The organism is Salinibacter grassmerensis, from assembly GCF_947077765.1.
GTDB classification, from domain to species: domain Bacteria; phylum Bacteroidota; class Rhodothermia; order Rhodothermales; family Salinibacteraceae; genus Salinibacter; species Salinibacter grassmerensis.
On the sequence record NZ_CAMTTF010000002.1, the window covers coordinates 13,459 to 29,306 of the forward strand.

The 15,848-nt window shown below is 66.6% G+C and carries 14 protein-coding genes; 10 read left to right on the plus strand and 4 right to left on the minus strand.

The annotated features are described in order from the left end of the window. Positions 1-19 precede the first annotated feature (19 nt). The 4 genes from OJB03_RS04350 to OJB03_RS04365 are packed head-to-tail and all read left to right on the plus strand — an operon-like array spanning position 20 to position 3,321. A complete protein-coding gene (locus OJB03_RS04350; protein ID WP_263785554.1) occupies positions 20-1,354 on the plus strand; it encodes a flagellar biosynthesis protein FlhF in 1,335 nt (444 codons plus the stop codon). A 38-nt stretch (positions 1,355-1,392) separates the two neighbouring features. Then, the gene (locus OJB03_RS04355; RefSeq protein WP_272507114.1) at positions 1,393-2,163 is read left to right on the plus strand and encodes a nucleotide-binding protein; all 771 of its coding nucleotides are present in this window, start codon (positions 1,393-1,395) and stop codon (positions 2,161-2,163) included. Positions 2,164-2,210: 47 nt separating this feature from the next. After that, positions 2,211-2,534, plus strand: coding sequence for a hypothetical protein (locus OJB03_RS04360; RefSeq protein ID WP_263785556.1), 324 nt, complete (start codon positions 2,211-2,213; stop codon positions 2,532-2,534). Between the two features lie 40 nt (positions 2,535-2,574). After that, positions 2,575-3,321 carry a sigma-70 family RNA polymerase sigma factor gene (locus tag OJB03_RS04365; RefSeq protein WP_263785557.1) on the plus strand — a complete coding sequence of 249 codons (747 nt, stop codon included), beginning with the start codon at positions 2,575-2,577 and terminating at the stop codon, positions 3,319-3,321. A gap of 164 nt (positions 3,322-3,485) precedes the next feature. On the opposite strand, the gene OJB03_RS04370 is transcribed toward OJB03_RS04365, so the two are convergent. The 4 genes from OJB03_RS04370 to miaB form a co-directional block, all read right to left on the minus strand. Next, on the minus strand, positions 3,486-4,400 hold the full coding sequence (locus OJB03_RS04370) for an HDOD domain-containing protein (protein ID WP_263785558.1): 915 nt from the start codon (positions 4,398-4,400) through the stop codon (positions 3,486-3,488). A 198-nt stretch (positions 4,401-4,598) separates the two neighbouring features. Beyond that, positions 4,599-4,934, minus strand: a complete 336-nt coding sequence (locus OJB03_RS04375) for a DUF4286 family protein (RefSeq protein ID WP_263785559.1) — start codon at positions 4,932-4,934, stop codon at positions 4,599-4,601. Between the two features lie 120 nt (positions 4,935-5,054). Then, the gene (locus OJB03_RS04380) at positions 5,055-5,987 is read right to left on the minus strand and encodes a CapA family protein (protein ID WP_263785560.1); all 933 of its coding nucleotides are present in this window, start codon (positions 5,985-5,987) and stop codon (positions 5,055-5,057) included. A 323-nt stretch (positions 5,988-6,310) separates the two neighbouring features. Next, the gene (miaB, locus tag OJB03_RS04385) at positions 6,311-7,822 is read right to left on the minus strand and encodes a tRNA (N6-isopentenyl adenosine(37)-C2)-methylthiotransferase MiaB (protein ID WP_263785561.1); all 1,512 of its coding nucleotides are present in this window, start codon (positions 7,820-7,822) and stop codon (positions 6,311-6,313) included. Positions 7,823-8,464: 642 nt separating this feature from the next. On the opposite strand from miaB, the gene OJB03_RS04390 reads away from it, so the two are divergent. The 6 genes from OJB03_RS04390 (at position 8,465) to OJB03_RS04415 (ending at position 15,837) form a co-directional block, all read left to right on the plus strand. Beyond that, a complete protein-coding gene (locus OJB03_RS04390) occupies positions 8,465-10,708 on the plus strand; it encodes a PAS domain-containing sensor histidine kinase (RefSeq protein ID WP_263785562.1) in 2,244 nt (747 codons plus the stop codon). A 176-nt stretch (positions 10,709-10,884) separates the two neighbouring features. Next, the gene (locus OJB03_RS04395) at positions 10,885-11,760 is read left to right on the plus strand and encodes a DUF58 domain-containing protein (protein WP_263785563.1); all 876 of its coding nucleotides are present in this window, start codon (positions 10,885-10,887) and stop codon (positions 11,758-11,760) included. Positions 11,761-11,798: 38 nt separating this feature from the next. Further along, entirely contained in the window at positions 11,799-12,797 is a 999-nt protein-coding gene (locus OJB03_RS04400; RefSeq protein ID WP_263785564.1) for a hypothetical protein, read from the plus strand. A gap of 92 nt (positions 12,798-12,889) precedes the next feature. Next, positions 12,890-13,648 carry an SIR2 family NAD-dependent protein deacylase gene (locus OJB03_RS04405; RefSeq protein WP_263785565.1) on the plus strand — a complete coding sequence of 253 codons (759 nt, stop codon included), beginning with the start codon at positions 12,890-12,892 and terminating at the stop codon, positions 13,646-13,648. Positions 13,649-13,716: 68 nt separating this feature from the next. Further along, positions 13,717-14,694 (plus strand): vWA domain-containing protein, encoded by a 978-nt coding sequence (locus tag OJB03_RS04410; RefSeq protein WP_263785566.1) that lies wholly within the window; start codon positions 13,717-13,719, stop codon positions 14,692-14,694. 66 nt (positions 14,695-14,760) lie between these two features. Further along, positions 14,761-15,837: a VWA domain-containing protein gene (locus OJB03_RS04415; protein WP_263785567.1), complete on the plus strand. Its 1,077-nt coding sequence runs from the start codon at positions 14,761-14,763 to the stop codon at positions 15,835-15,837. Positions 15,838-15,848: the final 11 nt, after the last annotated feature.

Genomic DNA, 15,848 nt, shown 5'->3' on the forward strand with positions numbered 1-15,848 from the left:
GTCTCACGCGCGCACCGCCATGGACGTCCAGACCTTTACCGATTCGAGCATTCAGGCGGCCCTCGAAAAGGCGCGGCACAAGCTGGGCGACCAGGTTGTGCTGGTCGAGTCGGAGCCGTCCACCGACGAGGCGCCCGCGCAGGTCACTGTGATGGTGGACGAGTCGGCTCAACAGACCGCCGCGCAGGGCGAGCAATCGTGGGGCCACGTGCCGAAGCCATCGGAAGCCCCCGTGTCGACGCCGAGCGCATCGCCCGCCCCGGACCGCGGGGGGGCGGACGACGAGACGTCCTTCGAATATGAGGGAAACGACGAGGCGGAATCGGCCGGGTCGGGAATGGCGTCGCGTTTCCAGTCGGAGTTGGAGGCACAGTCCTGGCCCGGCGGCGACGCGTCGCAGCAGAGACAGGGGCGGGGGCGGGTGTTTCCGTCCTCGGATTCGGAGGAAAACGCGTCCCCGACGACCGGGGACCACGAAGCCTGGGTCGAGTCGCGCCTGGAGGAGCTTCGCGCCCGCTCCGGAGACAGGCACGACCAGAACGCGCGCCTCGCCGGAACGGAGACCGGCGAGTGGGCGACCCATCCCCTCTACGGGCGGCTGCTGCAAGACGGCCTTCGTCCCAAGACCGCGACCGCCCTCTTCGGTGACCTGACGGAGCGGGGCGTGGACCCGAGGGAGAGTCCCCGAGACGAGCTGCACTGGGCCCTCGCGCAGGTGGTGTGTCGCCGCATCCAGACCGACCCCTTGGCCGCAGAGACGGGCGTGATTGCTCTGGTGGGGCCCAGCGGCGCCGGGAAGACGTCGCTCGCCCTCAAGCTCGCGGTCCACGACCGCATGCTCGCCGGACAGGACACCGCCGTGATTCATCTGCTTCCGGAGGAGGGGCGCAACGCGTCCTACCAGAACCCGACCGCCCTGTACCGGCGCTTCGGGCTGCCGGTGCGGAGCGTGCGCACGAGGGAAGACATGGCGAAGGCGCTCCGGTGCGTCGGCGACTTCGAGCAGGTGCTCATCGATACGCCACCGCTCCCCATGCCCCTGTCGGAGGCCCGCCCGGTTCTCCGGCGGTACCGGCGCCTCCTGCGCCCCCTGCCGCGGCCCGCCGTCCACTTCGTGGTCGACGCCACCCGGGCGCTGGGGGGAATCGACGAAGAGACGTTCGCCCGGCTGCCCCTTCGTCCCACGGCGGCCGCCGTTACCCACCTGGACGAGGTGCACGACTGGGGACAGGTAGCCGAGTGGCTGATCCACGTCGACCTGCCTGTACAGATCGTCTCGGAGGGGCCCGAGGTGCCGGACGGGGCCCGGGCTTTCTCCCTGCGGTGGTTTGTAGAAGACATCATGGACCTCTAACTGCCTTGCTTCCTCCCGCTGCCTGATCTTTTTGACCGATGGAAGTGACCTCCAACGTTTTAACATTTGCCAGTGGCAAGGGGGGCGTCGGAAAGAGCGTCGTGACGGCCAACCTCGCCGAGATGCTCGCGCGAGAGGGGCACCATGTCGCCCTCGTCGACGCGGACCTGGGCCAGAGCGACACGGCTGTGCTCCTCAATGAGGCCCCCGCCACGACGGTGCTGGACGCCGTGCAGGAGGACGCCGCGCTGCGTACGGTGCCGCACGAGACGGAGAGCGGGATGACCCTCGTGCAGGCCGCCAATCGCCCGACGTCCGGGGACTCGGGGGAGCGCGAGGCTCTGTACGCCGCCCTCGATACGCTGCTCGGACGCCTCCGCACGACCCACGATTACGTGCTCGTCGACGCGTCGGCCGGGACCGACGGGCCCGTGCAGTGGGCCCTGGACCGGGCCGACCTGGGGGTGCTCGTCGTCGTGGGCGAGCCCACCGCCGTTGCCGACGCCTACCGACTCGCCAAGCAGCTGTGGACCGCCGACCCCGATTACCCACTGGGCCTCGTCGTCAACTTCGCCGAGGACGAGGACGACGCCCGAAGCATTGCGGAACGGTTCAAGGCAGTCACGACCCGCTTCCTGGGACAGGCCCCGAAGACCCTCGGGTGGATTCCGTTCTCGCACGCCGTGCGCCGCTCGGTGTCGGACCAGACGCCGGTGGTGCGGAGTGAGGGACCTGCCCGGGACGCCTTCGCCGACCTGGCCGATACGACGGCTCGGGGGCAGTACGTCCTCTCGCCCGCCCTCTCGTGAGCCGCGTTCCGCCCGACCCACTACGCCCCACAATCATCCCCTCAATTATGCCGTCTTCCGACACTGCCTCTGTCTCCGTGTCTCTGTCCTACCACACAATCATTGCCGACGTGAGTGTGCTGTTCGGGACCGGCATTTTTCTGGCGCAGATGTGGGGCGGGGCGCCCCTGGAGCACACCGTCGTCACCGCGGCGGGAGGGGGAGTGGCGACCTACCTCATCCTGGCAGTCGGCTACGCGGCGGCCCGCAGAATCGTCCAAAACGGGGTGCCCTTCGAGGACGCCGGGGAGGATGGTGCGTCGGACGAAGAGGGATCCGCGGAGTCGGAGCCTGAGCCGTCCGAGAACGTTCCGGAAGCCCAGGCCGCCTAAATCCCCGCGACTCGTTGCGACGTCCTAACGCAGTAGTGCTATGTCCCGTGACCTACAGCCCCTTGTCGAACAGTACCTCGACGACCCCACCCCGTCGAACCGAGAGGCCGTCGTAATGGCGGCGCTCCCCCTCGTGCGCTCCATCATCGGCAAGATTAGTGTGCCCGATCACCTGCTTGCCTCGCATGAGGACCTAGAGAGCGTCGGGATTGTCGGGCTTCTTGAGGCCCTCGACAACTACGACCCGGAGCAGGCCCAGTTTGCGACCCACGCGTACCGGCGGGTCCGGGGCAACATCATCGACTACCTCCGCTCGATCGATGTGCTCTCGCGGGAGAAGCGCAAGAAGATGGGCGCGGTGCAGGAGGCGCTCTCCTCGCTCCGGCAGATGCTGGGGGAGGAGCCGTCGGACGAGGATGTATCCGACTACATGGGAATGTCCGTGGAGGAGTATCACGACCTCCTCCGGGACGCGCAGTGCCGTTTCTCCCTCTCGCTCTCGCGGCCCAGCGAGGACGACGACCATACGATGCTCGACGTGCTCCCAAGCGACGACGGGACGGAGGGGTTCGAGCGGTTCGAAAAGGCCTCTACGCAGAAGCACCTCGAGGACCTCATCCAGACCCTTCCGGAGCGCCAACAGACGATTCTGGGCCTGTACTACACGGAAGACCTGACCCTGCAAGAAATTGGGGAGGTGCTCGACCTCAGCGCCGCCCGCATCTCGCAGCTCCTCGGGAAGATTCAGCTCACCCTGCAGGCGAAGTTTGAAGAGCACGCGCACTGATGGCACCGTCTGCGGTATGCAGAGGGTGAAGGGATGCGTCTCTTCTGGGGGTTGTGGGGCTCGCTAGCGTATCGGGAGCCGAGAGCACCCGGTCAGGGCGCGAGAGGCACTCGGCCTGCCCTCCCGGATGAGCGGCTGGACGGGTCCGTGGGGCAGAAGATCCGTTAGAAGTGGCCCACCTCCGAGGCATATGTCGATGCGTCCTGGGCGACCGTCATCATGAGATCGTCGACCCTCGACGCAGAAGAGTCCTCAGAGGTCCCCAGCGACGCGGCGAAGTCTTCGGCGAGGTCCCGGCGGGCAAGGTCGCCCCCGTTCCGGATGGACACCCCAAGCATCTTGCTGGCCGACTCCGGCTCGTCATCCGGGTTGGCGGCGATCTGGAGCACCGAGCAAACCCGCTCCGGCAGTTCCCAGTGGTCGGCTGCCTGCGGGGCGAGGGTGCGGTAGTTCTCGCCGAAGGCGTGGGCCTCGGCCTCGGTGTCGGGAAGGGGCATCGTACCCGCCTCGGCCAGCGTTGCGTATCGGTCCGGCTGGACGTGGAGCAGGACGAGGCGCCCCATCGCGTGAATGAAACCGGCCGAGAAGGCAAGCCGGGTCCAGTCCTCCTCCACGTCCAGGGCTTTCGTAAGCCCCTGTGCGAACCGACCGGTGAAGACGGCCGAGTGGGCGATTTGGCGGAGCAGGGCGGAATGGGAGTCGAAGTGATCCCGGAGCTCCTCAACCCCCTCAATCATGACGATCGAGGAGACCTCGACGAACCCGAGGAGGCGAACCGCACGGTCGATGCTCTCGACCTCCCGGCGGAGGCCGTGGTACGGGGAGTTGACGCGCCGGAGCACGTTGAGGGAGACGGACGGATCGCGTTCCACGATGTCAATGAGTGGACCAGGGTCCGTCTGGCCAGAGGCGATGAATTCTTCCACCTTCGAAATGGTGGACGGGAGGGTCGGAAACGTGAGCGTAAGGCCCTGTTTTTGCACGGACTGAGTGCGGAATTGATGAACCGACTGGGCGGAAAGGAGCCTGTGGTGCCCATCCAGATCAGCCGCCGGCATGAGCGCGGATGGCGCCGGCATCTGGAGCAGATGGACGAAATAAAAGCTCCTTTGTAATCGGTTATCGACACGTGCCGGCCCATCTTAAACCTGCACTTCTAGGGTCTCAGATGAAGCGGCTTTCCGTGTCCGTGCAGTCGGCCGTGTGCCCCCTCCGTGCCGAATCCGAATCAGTGTGCCCCCACGATCAAGTCGTTGTACTGTAGAGCCGGGCATGCGTCATCCCTGAAAAAGACGCTTCTGCTCAAGCACGCGACGGTCGGCGGTCACGTGGTCGCCGTGTTCGGGGCCTGCCTCCTGCAACGCATCGGCATGCTCGTCAAAGTATGCCTGCAGGGCGTCGCGGTCGCGCACCTGATACTGTACGGTCCAGGCGCGCTCACCGGTCGGCTCGTCGGGGGCCGGCGCCGTGCTGCCGTCGTCGCTGGTGGCGTACCAGACGGCCGCCTCAAACCCGTCGAGCTCGAGCATCTCCCGAATGTGCTCGCGCAGCCACGAGCTGTAGCGTGGTGCGGTCTCGCCGTCGACGGTCAGGTTTACTTCGTAGAGGAGCATGGTGGGGGACGTGAGATGAAAGAAAACCAATTGGAAGTGGGGAGTGTCAGTGCTTTAACCTAAGGGCCAGGTGGGGAAATGGCAGGTGGATCGAGCACGAAGACGGGAGCAGAGCAAGGGTCAGGCTTCACTGTCGAGGGTGATGCGCTGGGGCGCTGGGGGCGCGGAATGATGGAGCGTAACGTGGCACGTCTGACGGTCGCGGTCGAGGGTAATTGCACGGAACTGGGCCTGCACGACCGTGGGGGGGGTTGTCCCGGAACGGGTGAGGTCCACCTTGAGGAGGGCGCCTTCGCCGAGAACGGGAAGCTGCTTGCCGGTAACGAAGTTGCCCAGCGAGTACGCCACCAGCCGCCCGTCGTCGCGGGCCTCGAGCGGCTGGGGGAGATGCGTATGGTGACCGGTCGTCAGCGTGTAGCCTGCGGGCGGCGTCTGCTCGGGACGAGGCTCTCGCTCGTGCTCGTAGCCCCAGTGCGGGAGGGCAATGTGAAGCCCCGGCGCGTCCGGCGCTCCGGGATCGGTGCGGGCCACCCCGTCGCCCTCGTGGTTGAGCCACCAGGTCCAGGCCGTCACCGTGAGGCCGTCTGCGATCTGGAGGCGGGGGCGGTCGGTGGTGCCAAGCCAGCGCAGGCCGTGATCTTCCAGCCGCTGACAAGTTCGCCGGAGGGCGTCCGGGCCGTAGTCGGTGGCGTGGTTGTTGGCGACCGAGACGACCCATCGATCGAGGGGGCAGAGCTGAGCCAGCGCCGGGAAGATGTCCGCCTCGTGCTTCATGAGGAACGGCTTCCAGGCGCGCTCCGAGAAAATGCCCTCGAAGTTGCCCACCACGATGTCACAGTCGCCCAGGAAGCCTTGCACACCTGCCCCGAAGCGCGCCTCGCGCCCAAACAGCGGGCAAATGTCGCCGACGAAGCCCAGCGTACAGTCCGAATCTCCCTCTCGAAGCCGCAGGTCCCGGTCGATGGACTCGGGGCGGGGCGACGGGCCGGTGAAGCGCCGCCACACCATCGGAAAAAATTCGCCCCAGGAGTACGGGCCGAAGGGATTGTCCATAAAGGGAGCGATCCGAGAAGAGAGGTGGATGTGCTTCTGGTTGCTGGTGGAGAACGCCAGCAGCAACGACGTGAGAGAGTACGCTGGGGGGCGGCCCGAAGAGGCCCGCGCCCCCGACCGTAGTCTCTACACCGGGGCGAGCGGATTACGTGGGGGGGTGGGCTCGCCCAGGCGACAGGCCGGTGTCCCGGCGTGGATATCGGTCTTCTAAGGCCGGTGGCGGTCGAACAGAGCCCGCCCGCTTGGCCGCGCGCTGGGGAGGGGGACTGGCCGGCACTGGTGAGGCGCCGGAGTGACGAGATTCGGGAGGCAACAGCCCCCGTCTACGCGACGGCCGGGGTCGTCGTGATCGAGTTGGTCCGCGCCGCTGCCTCCAGTGTGGTCGTTTCGAGGGCGGTGCCCAGGAGCGTGCTGGAGGTGCAGTCGTCGATGCGGACCTTCACATAGTCGCCCTTCTCATAGTCCTCGCGGTCGAAGACGACGCCCTTGTTCGTGTCCGCCCGCCCGAAGAACTGCTCGTCGCTCTTCTTGCTGGTGCCCTCCACGAGCACAGTGTGCACGCGCCCAATCTCCGCCTCGTTGCTCTCCTTCGCGTGCTGGTTCTGCAGCTCGATGATCTCCTCCAGGCGACGCTGCTTCGTGTCTTCGGGCACGTCGTCCTCGTACTTGCGCGCAGCGTAGGTCTGGGGCCGCTCGCTGTACTTGAACATGTAGGCGTGGTCGTAGCGCACCTGCTCCATCAGCGAGAGGGTGTCCTCGTGCTGCGCCTCCGTCTCGCCGCAGAAGCCGGCGATGAGGTCGGTCGAGAGGGAGACGCCGGGGCACAGCTCCTTCGCCCGCTCCGTGAGTGCCAGGTACTCCTCGCGGGTGTAGGTGCGGCGCATGCGATCGAGCACCTCCGTGTTGCCGTGCTGCACCGGCAGGTGGATGTAGTTGCAGACATTGGGACGGTCGCGGTGCACCCTCAGCAGCTCGTCGGTGCAGTCCTTCGGGTGGCTCGTGGAGTAGCGGACGCGCATCTCCGGCGAGACGCGGCTGACGCGGTCGACGAGCTCGGCGAAGCTGACGGACGTGCCGTCCTCGTCGGTGTAGTGGTAGGAGTTGACGTTCTGGCCGAGGAGCGTCACTTCCTTGTAGCCCTCTTCGACCAACTGAGCAACTTCGGAGAGGATGGTTGTCACTGGCCGGCTCTCCTCGCGGCCCCGCGTGAAGGGCACCACGCAGAAGGTGCACATGTTGTCGCAGCCGCGCATGATGGAGACGTAGGCGCTGACGCCGTTGGAGTCGTAGCGCACCGGCTGGATGTCCTCGTACGTCTCCTGCTTGGACAGCTCCACGTTGACGGCGGCCTGGCCGGTGGCGTCTGCCTCGTAGAGGAGCCGCGGCAGGTCGCGGTACGCGTCGGGGCCCACCACCACGTCCACCAGGTCCTCCTGCTCCAGCAGCTTCTCGCGGAGGCGCTCGGCCATGCAGCCGAGCACCCCCAGCATGAGTTCGTCGTCGCGCTTTTCCTTCTCCGAGCGCAACATGCTGAGGCGCGCGCGAATCTTCCGCTCGGCGTTTTCGCGGATGGCGCACGTGTTCAGCAGGACGACGTCCGCCGCCTCCTGGTCCCGCGTGAGGCCGTAGCCGCTGTCCTCCAGCACCGAGGCCACGATCCCGGAGTCGTTCACGTTCATCTGGCAGCCGTAGGTCTCGATGTAGACCTGCTTGTCGCCGGCGGTGGCGTCGTAGCCGTGCTTTACGCGATCGAGGTCCTCGTCGACCTCCCCGTCGGCCTCGCGCTGCCGCACGCGCTCCTCGTCGAGGACATCGAGGTCTTCAATCGGCTCCATGGGAAAACAGGGGTTGGTGGGCGAGTGGCCGAAAAAGGGAAGAATGTTGCATTCGGGGTCCGGGCGAACGTTCCCACGAATCATCCTCGCCGGGGGAGGTCGGCTCCCCGAGGCGAGCGTGAGTGGGACCGACGAGCACGGGAGGCCCCTCGACAGGGGCGGTCGCGATCCGCCACGGCACTGAGCCATCCGGGGCCTCGGACGAGCAGTGAGGTCTTGAGCGAGCAGCCAAGCTGGTTTTCAGTAGGCCCCTCGGGGATGCAACGCCGTCCGGCCCGGTTCACTCATGTTGGGATGTTATCGAATGGGAGACGCCCCGGACGGGAAAAAGACGAACGCGTCGGGTCGGACCTATCGTGCCGATGCGCGGAGCGTGCCGGGTTGGTAGGCTCGAATCAACGGTGTCGGACCTGCACCGCACTTGCACCGGAACGCCCCCTGGTCGCAACAATCTCGCACTGAGCTTCGCCCTGACCTGGGCTGGTGGGCCTCTGGAAGAGAATTTGCGTTGTCTCGTCCCGACCACGCCGCTTCGAACCGGTTGTTCGAGACACGGCGACTTCCCTTTAATCGACGTTAATAAGAAACCTACAGTCCCGCCATAAATTTCAGGAATATATTCTTATTGTACGATCTAATTTAATGTGTGTCATAGCTCTCCGGCTCTACGAGCTTTTTCGGCCCGAAGATGAGTTTTTCTCGCGGCGGCACAGGTCGCAGGTACAGATATACCGCCTGCTGTCCCTGCTCGGGCCGATATTGCTTCTCGTACACGGAGCGGTTCACCGGACCGCGAATCCGGGGACCCATGATCCCCTGTGGCTTCGGCTCTCCTTCGTGGGGGTCCTGCTCCTTCTTTTTTTCGCATCTACCTTCTCCGCGTCGGTCCGCCGCTGGTACGTCGAAGTGTCCTGGGGGGTATTGGGAACGGTCATGGCCTGGACCGTCACGCTTGCCACACTGAACCAATTCAGTGGGGAGTATTCACTGAGTGTCCTGTTCGTCTACGCTCTCTTCGGAGGGATCGTGATTCTCGGCGCCGACTCGATGGCCCCGGTCCTTTCGTTTCTGGCGGTGGGTCTTGCTCTGCTCGGCGCAGGGGTGTGGGCCGCACCCGTCCTCGAAACAAGCCCGCTCGTGCTGGGGAGCGGCATGGTCGACCTGGCCCTTTTCGAAACGGCGGCCCACTGGTGGGGGCTGTCGATGCGCGAGAGCCTCAAGACACAACAGGACGACCTGCGTCGGTCTCGGGATCAGCAGCGACAAATGATCGAGCAGCTCCCGATGGAAATGGCCATCTTCGACCCGGAGGCGCGGTTCCAGTACGTCAACGAGCAAGCCGTCGGGGACCCGGCGGTGCGAGAGCAGTTGGTCGGTCACACCAACGAGGAGTACTATCGTCGGCGCAACCTGGACGTGGAAGTGGGCCGGAAGCGGGACGAATCGATCCGGGAAGTGGTCCAGACCAAGGAGGTCGACCGGGTGCAGGAGACCATGCACACGGAACAGGGCCCCCGGCACTACCTCCGCATCCATGTCCCGATCACGGACTCGGACGGGGAGGTGAGAAAGGTTGTAGGGTGTGGCGTAGATATCACCGAGCGTAAAGAGCGGGAGCAGGCTTCCCGTAGGCGGCAAGAGAAGGTTCGGGCCCTCTACGAAGCCACTGGTCAGCTTCTCCGGTCTGGCTCTCAGAAAGAGGTCTCCGATCGGATCCACTGGGTGCTGAAAAAGGTCTTCGACTACCCGTTCGCCCATACCGGATTCTTGGAGGACGGAATGATCGTTCCGGAGCGCACGGAGTCTGCGTCGGGGCTGTCGCTACCGGTGCCCGAAGCCCGTTCGCCGAGTAGTAACATGGTGGCTGGGCGGGCCTTGCAGTCCGGAGAGGCCGTCGTCACTGAAAACATTCAGTCGCTGGAGAACCCCATTGACTACGGAGATCTGCGCTCGGCCGCATCTGTCCCGATTGGTGGACACGGGGCCATCGTGGTGGGGAAGGCGGAGGAGGCCACGTATGGCCAGTTTGACCTTCACCTTCTGGAGATGTTGGGCGGATACGCCGCACTCATTCTCGACCGGCTCCGTCGTGAGGCCGACCTTCGAGACACGAAGGAGGAGGCCGAAGAGGCCAGTCGGCTCAAGTCAACGATGCTGGCGAACATGAGCCACGAGATCCGCACTCCCCTCACGTCGATTATTGGATTCTCCGAGGCGATCGAAGAAAAGGCGGATCTTCTTGAGAGCAGCCCTCAAGACACAAATCTGTCTACCCTGAGCCGGTTTGCGTACCTCATCGGAAAGAACGGGCGTCGTCTCCTCAACACGCTGGACAGCGTCCTGAACCTCTCGAGGCTGGAGGCGGACCGGATGGATTTGGCTACGGAACGAGTTTCGCTGGACGAACTGGCGACGAGTCTCGTCGAGGAGCTTTATCCGCAGGCCGACGAGGCGGGGGTCCACTGTGAAGTAGAGGTGGCCTCCTGCCCTGTTGTTGCCCAGGTTGACCAGGGAGGAATGCAGGTTGCCCTGCAGAACCTGATTAGCAACGCCATCACGTACACGGAGGAAGGCGGTCGTGTGCGGGTCCGGTCCTACCGGGCAGAGGGCGACGCCGTGGTCGAGGTGGAAGATACCGGCATCGGGATGGACGAGGACACTGTTGAGCGCGTCTTCGAGCCGTTTCGGCAGGCCTCTGAAGGCCTCAACCGAGAGTACGAGGGCACCGGGCTCGGTCTTTCCATCACCAAGCAGATTGTCGAAAAAATGAGCGGGGACATTGAGGTAGATACAGAAGAGGACGCCGGAACATGTATCCGCCTACGGCTTCCCCAAGCGGACCCGGAGGAGGATGCCGCCGGCTCGCCCCCCGGCGATGGGCAGTAGCATTGTGGCGGTCGCGCTGGCCGGCCGCGCCCACGAGAGGCGTCTGAGCCGGGGTGAGGTGGGGGCGCCGCGAACGATTCTCGCGGGGAAAAGCTACAACAGAGTGTTGCTTGACGTCTCCCGGACGTGGCCTCGCCGCCCCGGCGTCGTGTGTGTCCCCTGACGTGCCCTCCGCCATGATTCCCGACGAGCTCTTTGAAAAGATCCGTCGCCTGGAGGTGCGCACCCGCGGCCGGGTCGAAAGCATTTTCCGGGGCGAGTACCAGTCGGCCTTTCAGGGACGTGGAATTGAGTTTGCGGAGGTGCGGCCCTACCAGGTGGGCGACGACATCCGCAACATCGACTGGAACGTGTCGGCCCGGATGGACGACACCTACGTGAAGGTGTACGAGGAGGAGCGGGAGCAGACCGTCATGTTGTGCGTCGACGTGTCGGGGTCGGAGAACTTCGGCTCGCACGGCAAACTGAAGCGGGAGGTGGCCGCAGAAATCTGCGCGGTGATTGCCTTCAGCGCCATCCAGAACAACGACACGGTGGGCCTGCTTCTGTTTTCCGACGAAACGGAGCGGTTTGTGCGGCCGGGGTCGGGGCGGCGTCACGTGCTTCGGTGCGTCCGCGAGCTGTTTACGGCCGAGCCGGCCTCCATCGGGACGGACATCGGCGGGGCCCTCCGGCGTGTGCTCCGCATTCTACAGCGCCGGTCGATCCTCGTACTGGTGAGCGACTTCTTTGACGCCGACTACGACTCGATGCTGCGGGCCGCCGGACAGCGCCACGATACCATCGGAATTGAGCTCCAGGACCCCCGCGAAGAGGAACTGCCCCCGGTGGGCTTAGTTGATCTGACCGACGCCGAGACCGGGGAGACGGTGACGGTAGACACCCGCGATCCGGCGGCGCGAAAGGCCATTGAGGCCTCGGCGCGGGCGCGCCGGGAGCGTACCCGCGAGATCCTTCGGCGGGCCGGGGTTGGGCACGTCATCGTGCAGACCGACGCCGACTACCTGGAGCCCCTTATCGCATTCTTTCGGGGGCGTGCCCGACGGGGATAGCAATGGGGCGCGCCCGTCCGTTGACCGACTCGGGACGTATGCAGCGACGGATGCGAGGGTGGACACGGACCGGGCCCCAGCTTCTTTTGCTTTTGAGTCTGCTCTGCGCGTGTGCGCGTTCCGTGGGGGCCCAGCCTGAGCCCCGCGTCGAGGTCCGCGTGTCGGCCGACAGCGTAAAAGTCGGCGAGCGATTCACGCTGACTCTGGCGGCCACGCGCGCCGCGGACCGTGACGTGACGTTTCCGAGCGTGGACGCCGGGCCGGCCGTCTTCGGAGACCTGCATCCGGTTCGACGGCAGGCGGTCCGGACGCGCCGCTCGTCGAGCGCCCGTCGGGTCGACAGCGTGGCCTACGAGGTGACCACCTTTGCCCTCAACTCGGCCCGCGTGCCCGTCCTGCCCGTTCGTCTTGTGTCGGGGGGCGACACGACGGTCGTCGGCAGCCCGCCCCGCACGGTGCCGGTCGTGTCGGTCGTGGGGCCCGACGCGAAGGCGCTGCGTACCCCGGCCGCGCTCGCACACTTTCCGCGGCCGGCCTGGGTGTGGGGGCTGCTTGGTCTCTTCACTGCGGCCGTCCTCGGCGGGGGGGCGTACGGATGGTGGCGCTGGCGAACCCAGGACGCGACTGGAACCGACGATCCCGAGCCGGAGCGTGCCTACGAGGCGGCGTCGGCGCAGCTCCGGCGTCTGGAGCGGCGCCACCCGTCCGGGCACGAGGCCGCCAAGGCCTTCTACGTGGACCTCACTGAGGCCCTGCGCGTCTATTTGGTGCGTCGCGTCGGCGTCCCGGCCCTGGAGCAAACCACCGCCGAGGTGGTGGCGGCGCTCCGCCGTCGGCCCGAGGTGCAAGAGGAAACCATTCAGCGCCTCCAGGCCGTGCTGGAGCAGGCCGACCTCGTCAAGTTCGCCGATGCCCAGCCCCCACCGGCGGAGAGCCGGTCCGTCCTCGGCGACGCGCAGGACGCGCTCGACGCCCTCGAAGCCACACGGCGTCGGGAAGAAGCGCGGGCAACAGACGACGCATCGTCCTCCGCGTAAGCGCCCGACGTGTCATTTCCGCGCGATGCCTACCCTTTGCTCGTGCGGAGCGCTCCCTGAGCTGGTTCTCTGCATTCCCCCTTGCGCCGCCCATGCCCGACTTTAGTGACACGCTCGTCAACCGACTCGCCGAGGCCGACCACGTGGCCGTGCTGACAGGGGCGGGGATCAGTGCCGAGAGCGGCATTCCCACCTTCCGCGACCCCGGTGGGCTCTGGGACGAGTTCGACCCGCAGGAGCTTGCGAACGTGGAGGCGTTCCTCGACAACCCCGAGTTGGTCCAGGGCTGGTACCGGCACCGCCGCGAGGTGGTGGTGGACGCCGAGCCCAACGCGGGCCACCACGCCCTGGCAGACCTGGAGGCGCATGTGCCGTCAATGGCCGTCATGACCCAAAACGTCGACGATCTGCACAACCGCGCCGAGAACAGCACCGTCATCGAGCTGCACGGCAACATCACGGACAACTACTGCATGGACTGTGAGCAGGCGGTCGGGGCGGAGGCCGTCGACGCCGCCATCCAGGACGGTGAGCCGGCCCGCTGTCCGGACTGCGAGGGACTCGTTCGCCCCGACGTGGTCTGGTTCGGGGAGATGCTTCCGCCCGACGCGATGGAGCAGGCGGATGCGACCACCGAGCACGCCGACGTGTTTCTGAGCGTGGGAACGAGCGCCGTCGTGTACCCGGCGGCGCGTCTCCCCGTCGCGGCGCGAGAGCAGGGCGCCTACGTGGCCGAGGTCAACCCGGACACGACCGGCGTCACCGACGACGTCCACGAAACGATCCGGGGGCCTGCCGGGGACGTGCTGCCCGCCCTCGTCGACGCCGTGGCCGTCCGGCAAACGGCGTAACGCCCGGTCGTGGCGCGCTCTTTGCCCCTGTGTGCTGAATCCGCTGGACCCGCCCGATCCGTCCCACCGTGAGCTTCGTCAATCCTCAATTGCTGTGGCTACTCCTCGCCGTGCCGGCGGTGGGGGCCTGGACGTGGTGGCGACGGCGGCGGACGACGGGGCTCCGCTACAGTGATGTGGGGCCGGTGCAGGGAGCGCCGATCGCGTGGACCGTGCGTCTCCGATGGCTTCCGGTAGGGCTCCGCATGGGGGCGCTCGCGCTTGGCGTTCTGGCTCTGGCCCGTCCCCAGACCGAAGAGACCACGCGGACCCGGACGGCCGAGGGCATCGACATCATGATGGTCCTCGACGCTTCCACGTCGATGCAGGCCGAGGACTTCCAGCCGACCCGCTTCGAGGCCGCACGTGAGGCAGCGGGGGCGTTCGTGGAGGGACGCGTGTCCGACCGGGTGGGTCTCATCGTGTTTGCTGCCGAGGCGTACACGCAGGCCCCCCTCACGCTCGATTATTCGTTCCTCCAGCGCATGCTGGATGACGTAGAGATTGGGGCCGTGGAGGACGGCACCGCCGTGGGAACGGCCCTGGCGACGGCTGTCAATCGGCTCAAGGACAGCGAAGCGGAGAGCAAGGTGGCCATTCTCCTTACCGACGGCCGCAACAACCGGGGCCAGATTGACCCCCGCACGGCGGCGGAGGTTGCCCAGACAATGGGTGTGCGGGTCTACGCGATCGGGGTCGGGTCGTCGGACGGCACGGACACCTCGGAAGAGCCGCTGTCTCGGGGCCCGCAAGACGAGTCGGCGGGCGTGGACGCGGAGATGCTCCGGTCCGTCTCCACGTCGACCGGAGGACAGTACTTCTCCGCGACGAACCGCGACGCACTGGAGCGCATCTACGCTGAGATCGACGCCATGGAGGCCACGCCGGTCGACGAGCGCGTCTACACGGACCGGACGGAGCGGTATCCGTGGTTCCTCCTGCCGGCCCTGGGACTCATCCTCCTGGAGGTCGGGCTCTCCGCGACCCTGTTTCGGCGTTTCCCGTAGCCCGCGTTGAGGGATCCGCGAGGCGCTCCCAAAGCCAGTGCTCCTTCCTGCAATTACACCCCAGACATGGATTGGCTCCACCCCGGATACATGTGGACGCTTCTCCTCGTCCCTTTGGCCGTGGGGATCTACGGCTGGGTGGTGCGTCGGCGCCGGGCGGACCGGGAGCGGTTTGGGCACCCGGCGACCGTGCAGCGGCTCGCGACGACCCTTCGCCCGCGCCGTCGGATGTGGAAGGCGGGCCTCGTGGTGGGGGCGCTACTTCTCGGGGCCGTCGCCCTGATGGGGCCGCGGTGGGGCACGGAGGTGCGCACGGTGGAGCGTCGAGGGCTCGATCTGGTCGTGGCGCTGGACGTCTCGGCGTCGATGCGGGCCCAAGACGTGCCCCCGAGCCGCCTCCGACGGGCGAAGAACGAGATCCGCACGCTGGTGGATGATCTGTCGGGCGACCGGGTTGGGCTCGTCCTCTTTGCCGGAAGCGGGTTCGTGCAGTCGCCCCTCACGACCGACTACGGCGCCTTCCGTCTCTTCCTCGACGCAGCGGCGCCCGACCAGATCTCGACGCCGGGCACCGACGTGAGCATGGCCGTCGACGCGGGCCTGCAGGCCTTCGGCGCGTCCCGTCCGGCGGACGACACGACGGCGGCGCCCGACGAGACACGCCCCCGCGCGCTGCTCGTCGTCTCGGACGGGGAGAACCACGCCGGCGATCTCGACGCCGCCCGCCAGCGAGCAGAAGAGGCCGGGGTGACGCTCCTGACCGCCGGCGTTGGCACCGAGGACGGCGCCCGGATTCCGGTCTACGAAAACGGGCGGCGTGTCAACTACAAGCGGAACCGGCAGGGCGAGGTCGTGCGGAGCCGTCTGCGCGAGGCCCCCCTGACGAGCCTGGCCCGGTCCGGGGCGTACTTTCGCGTCGGGGCGGCCTCTAGTGCCCTCTCGGACGTGCCGGCGGCGCTCCGGCAGGTCGGGGCCACGACATACGGTGCCGAACGGTTTGCCGACTACGAGGAGATGTACCAGTGGCCCCTGGCGGCGGCCCTGTTGCTGCTACTCGCCGCAAGCGTCCTCCCGACGCGGCGCCGGGACGCCTCGGCCCTGGGTTTTGAGGGGTGGCTCGGCGGGGCTCGGGATGGCGAGTAGTCGCGTCGGAA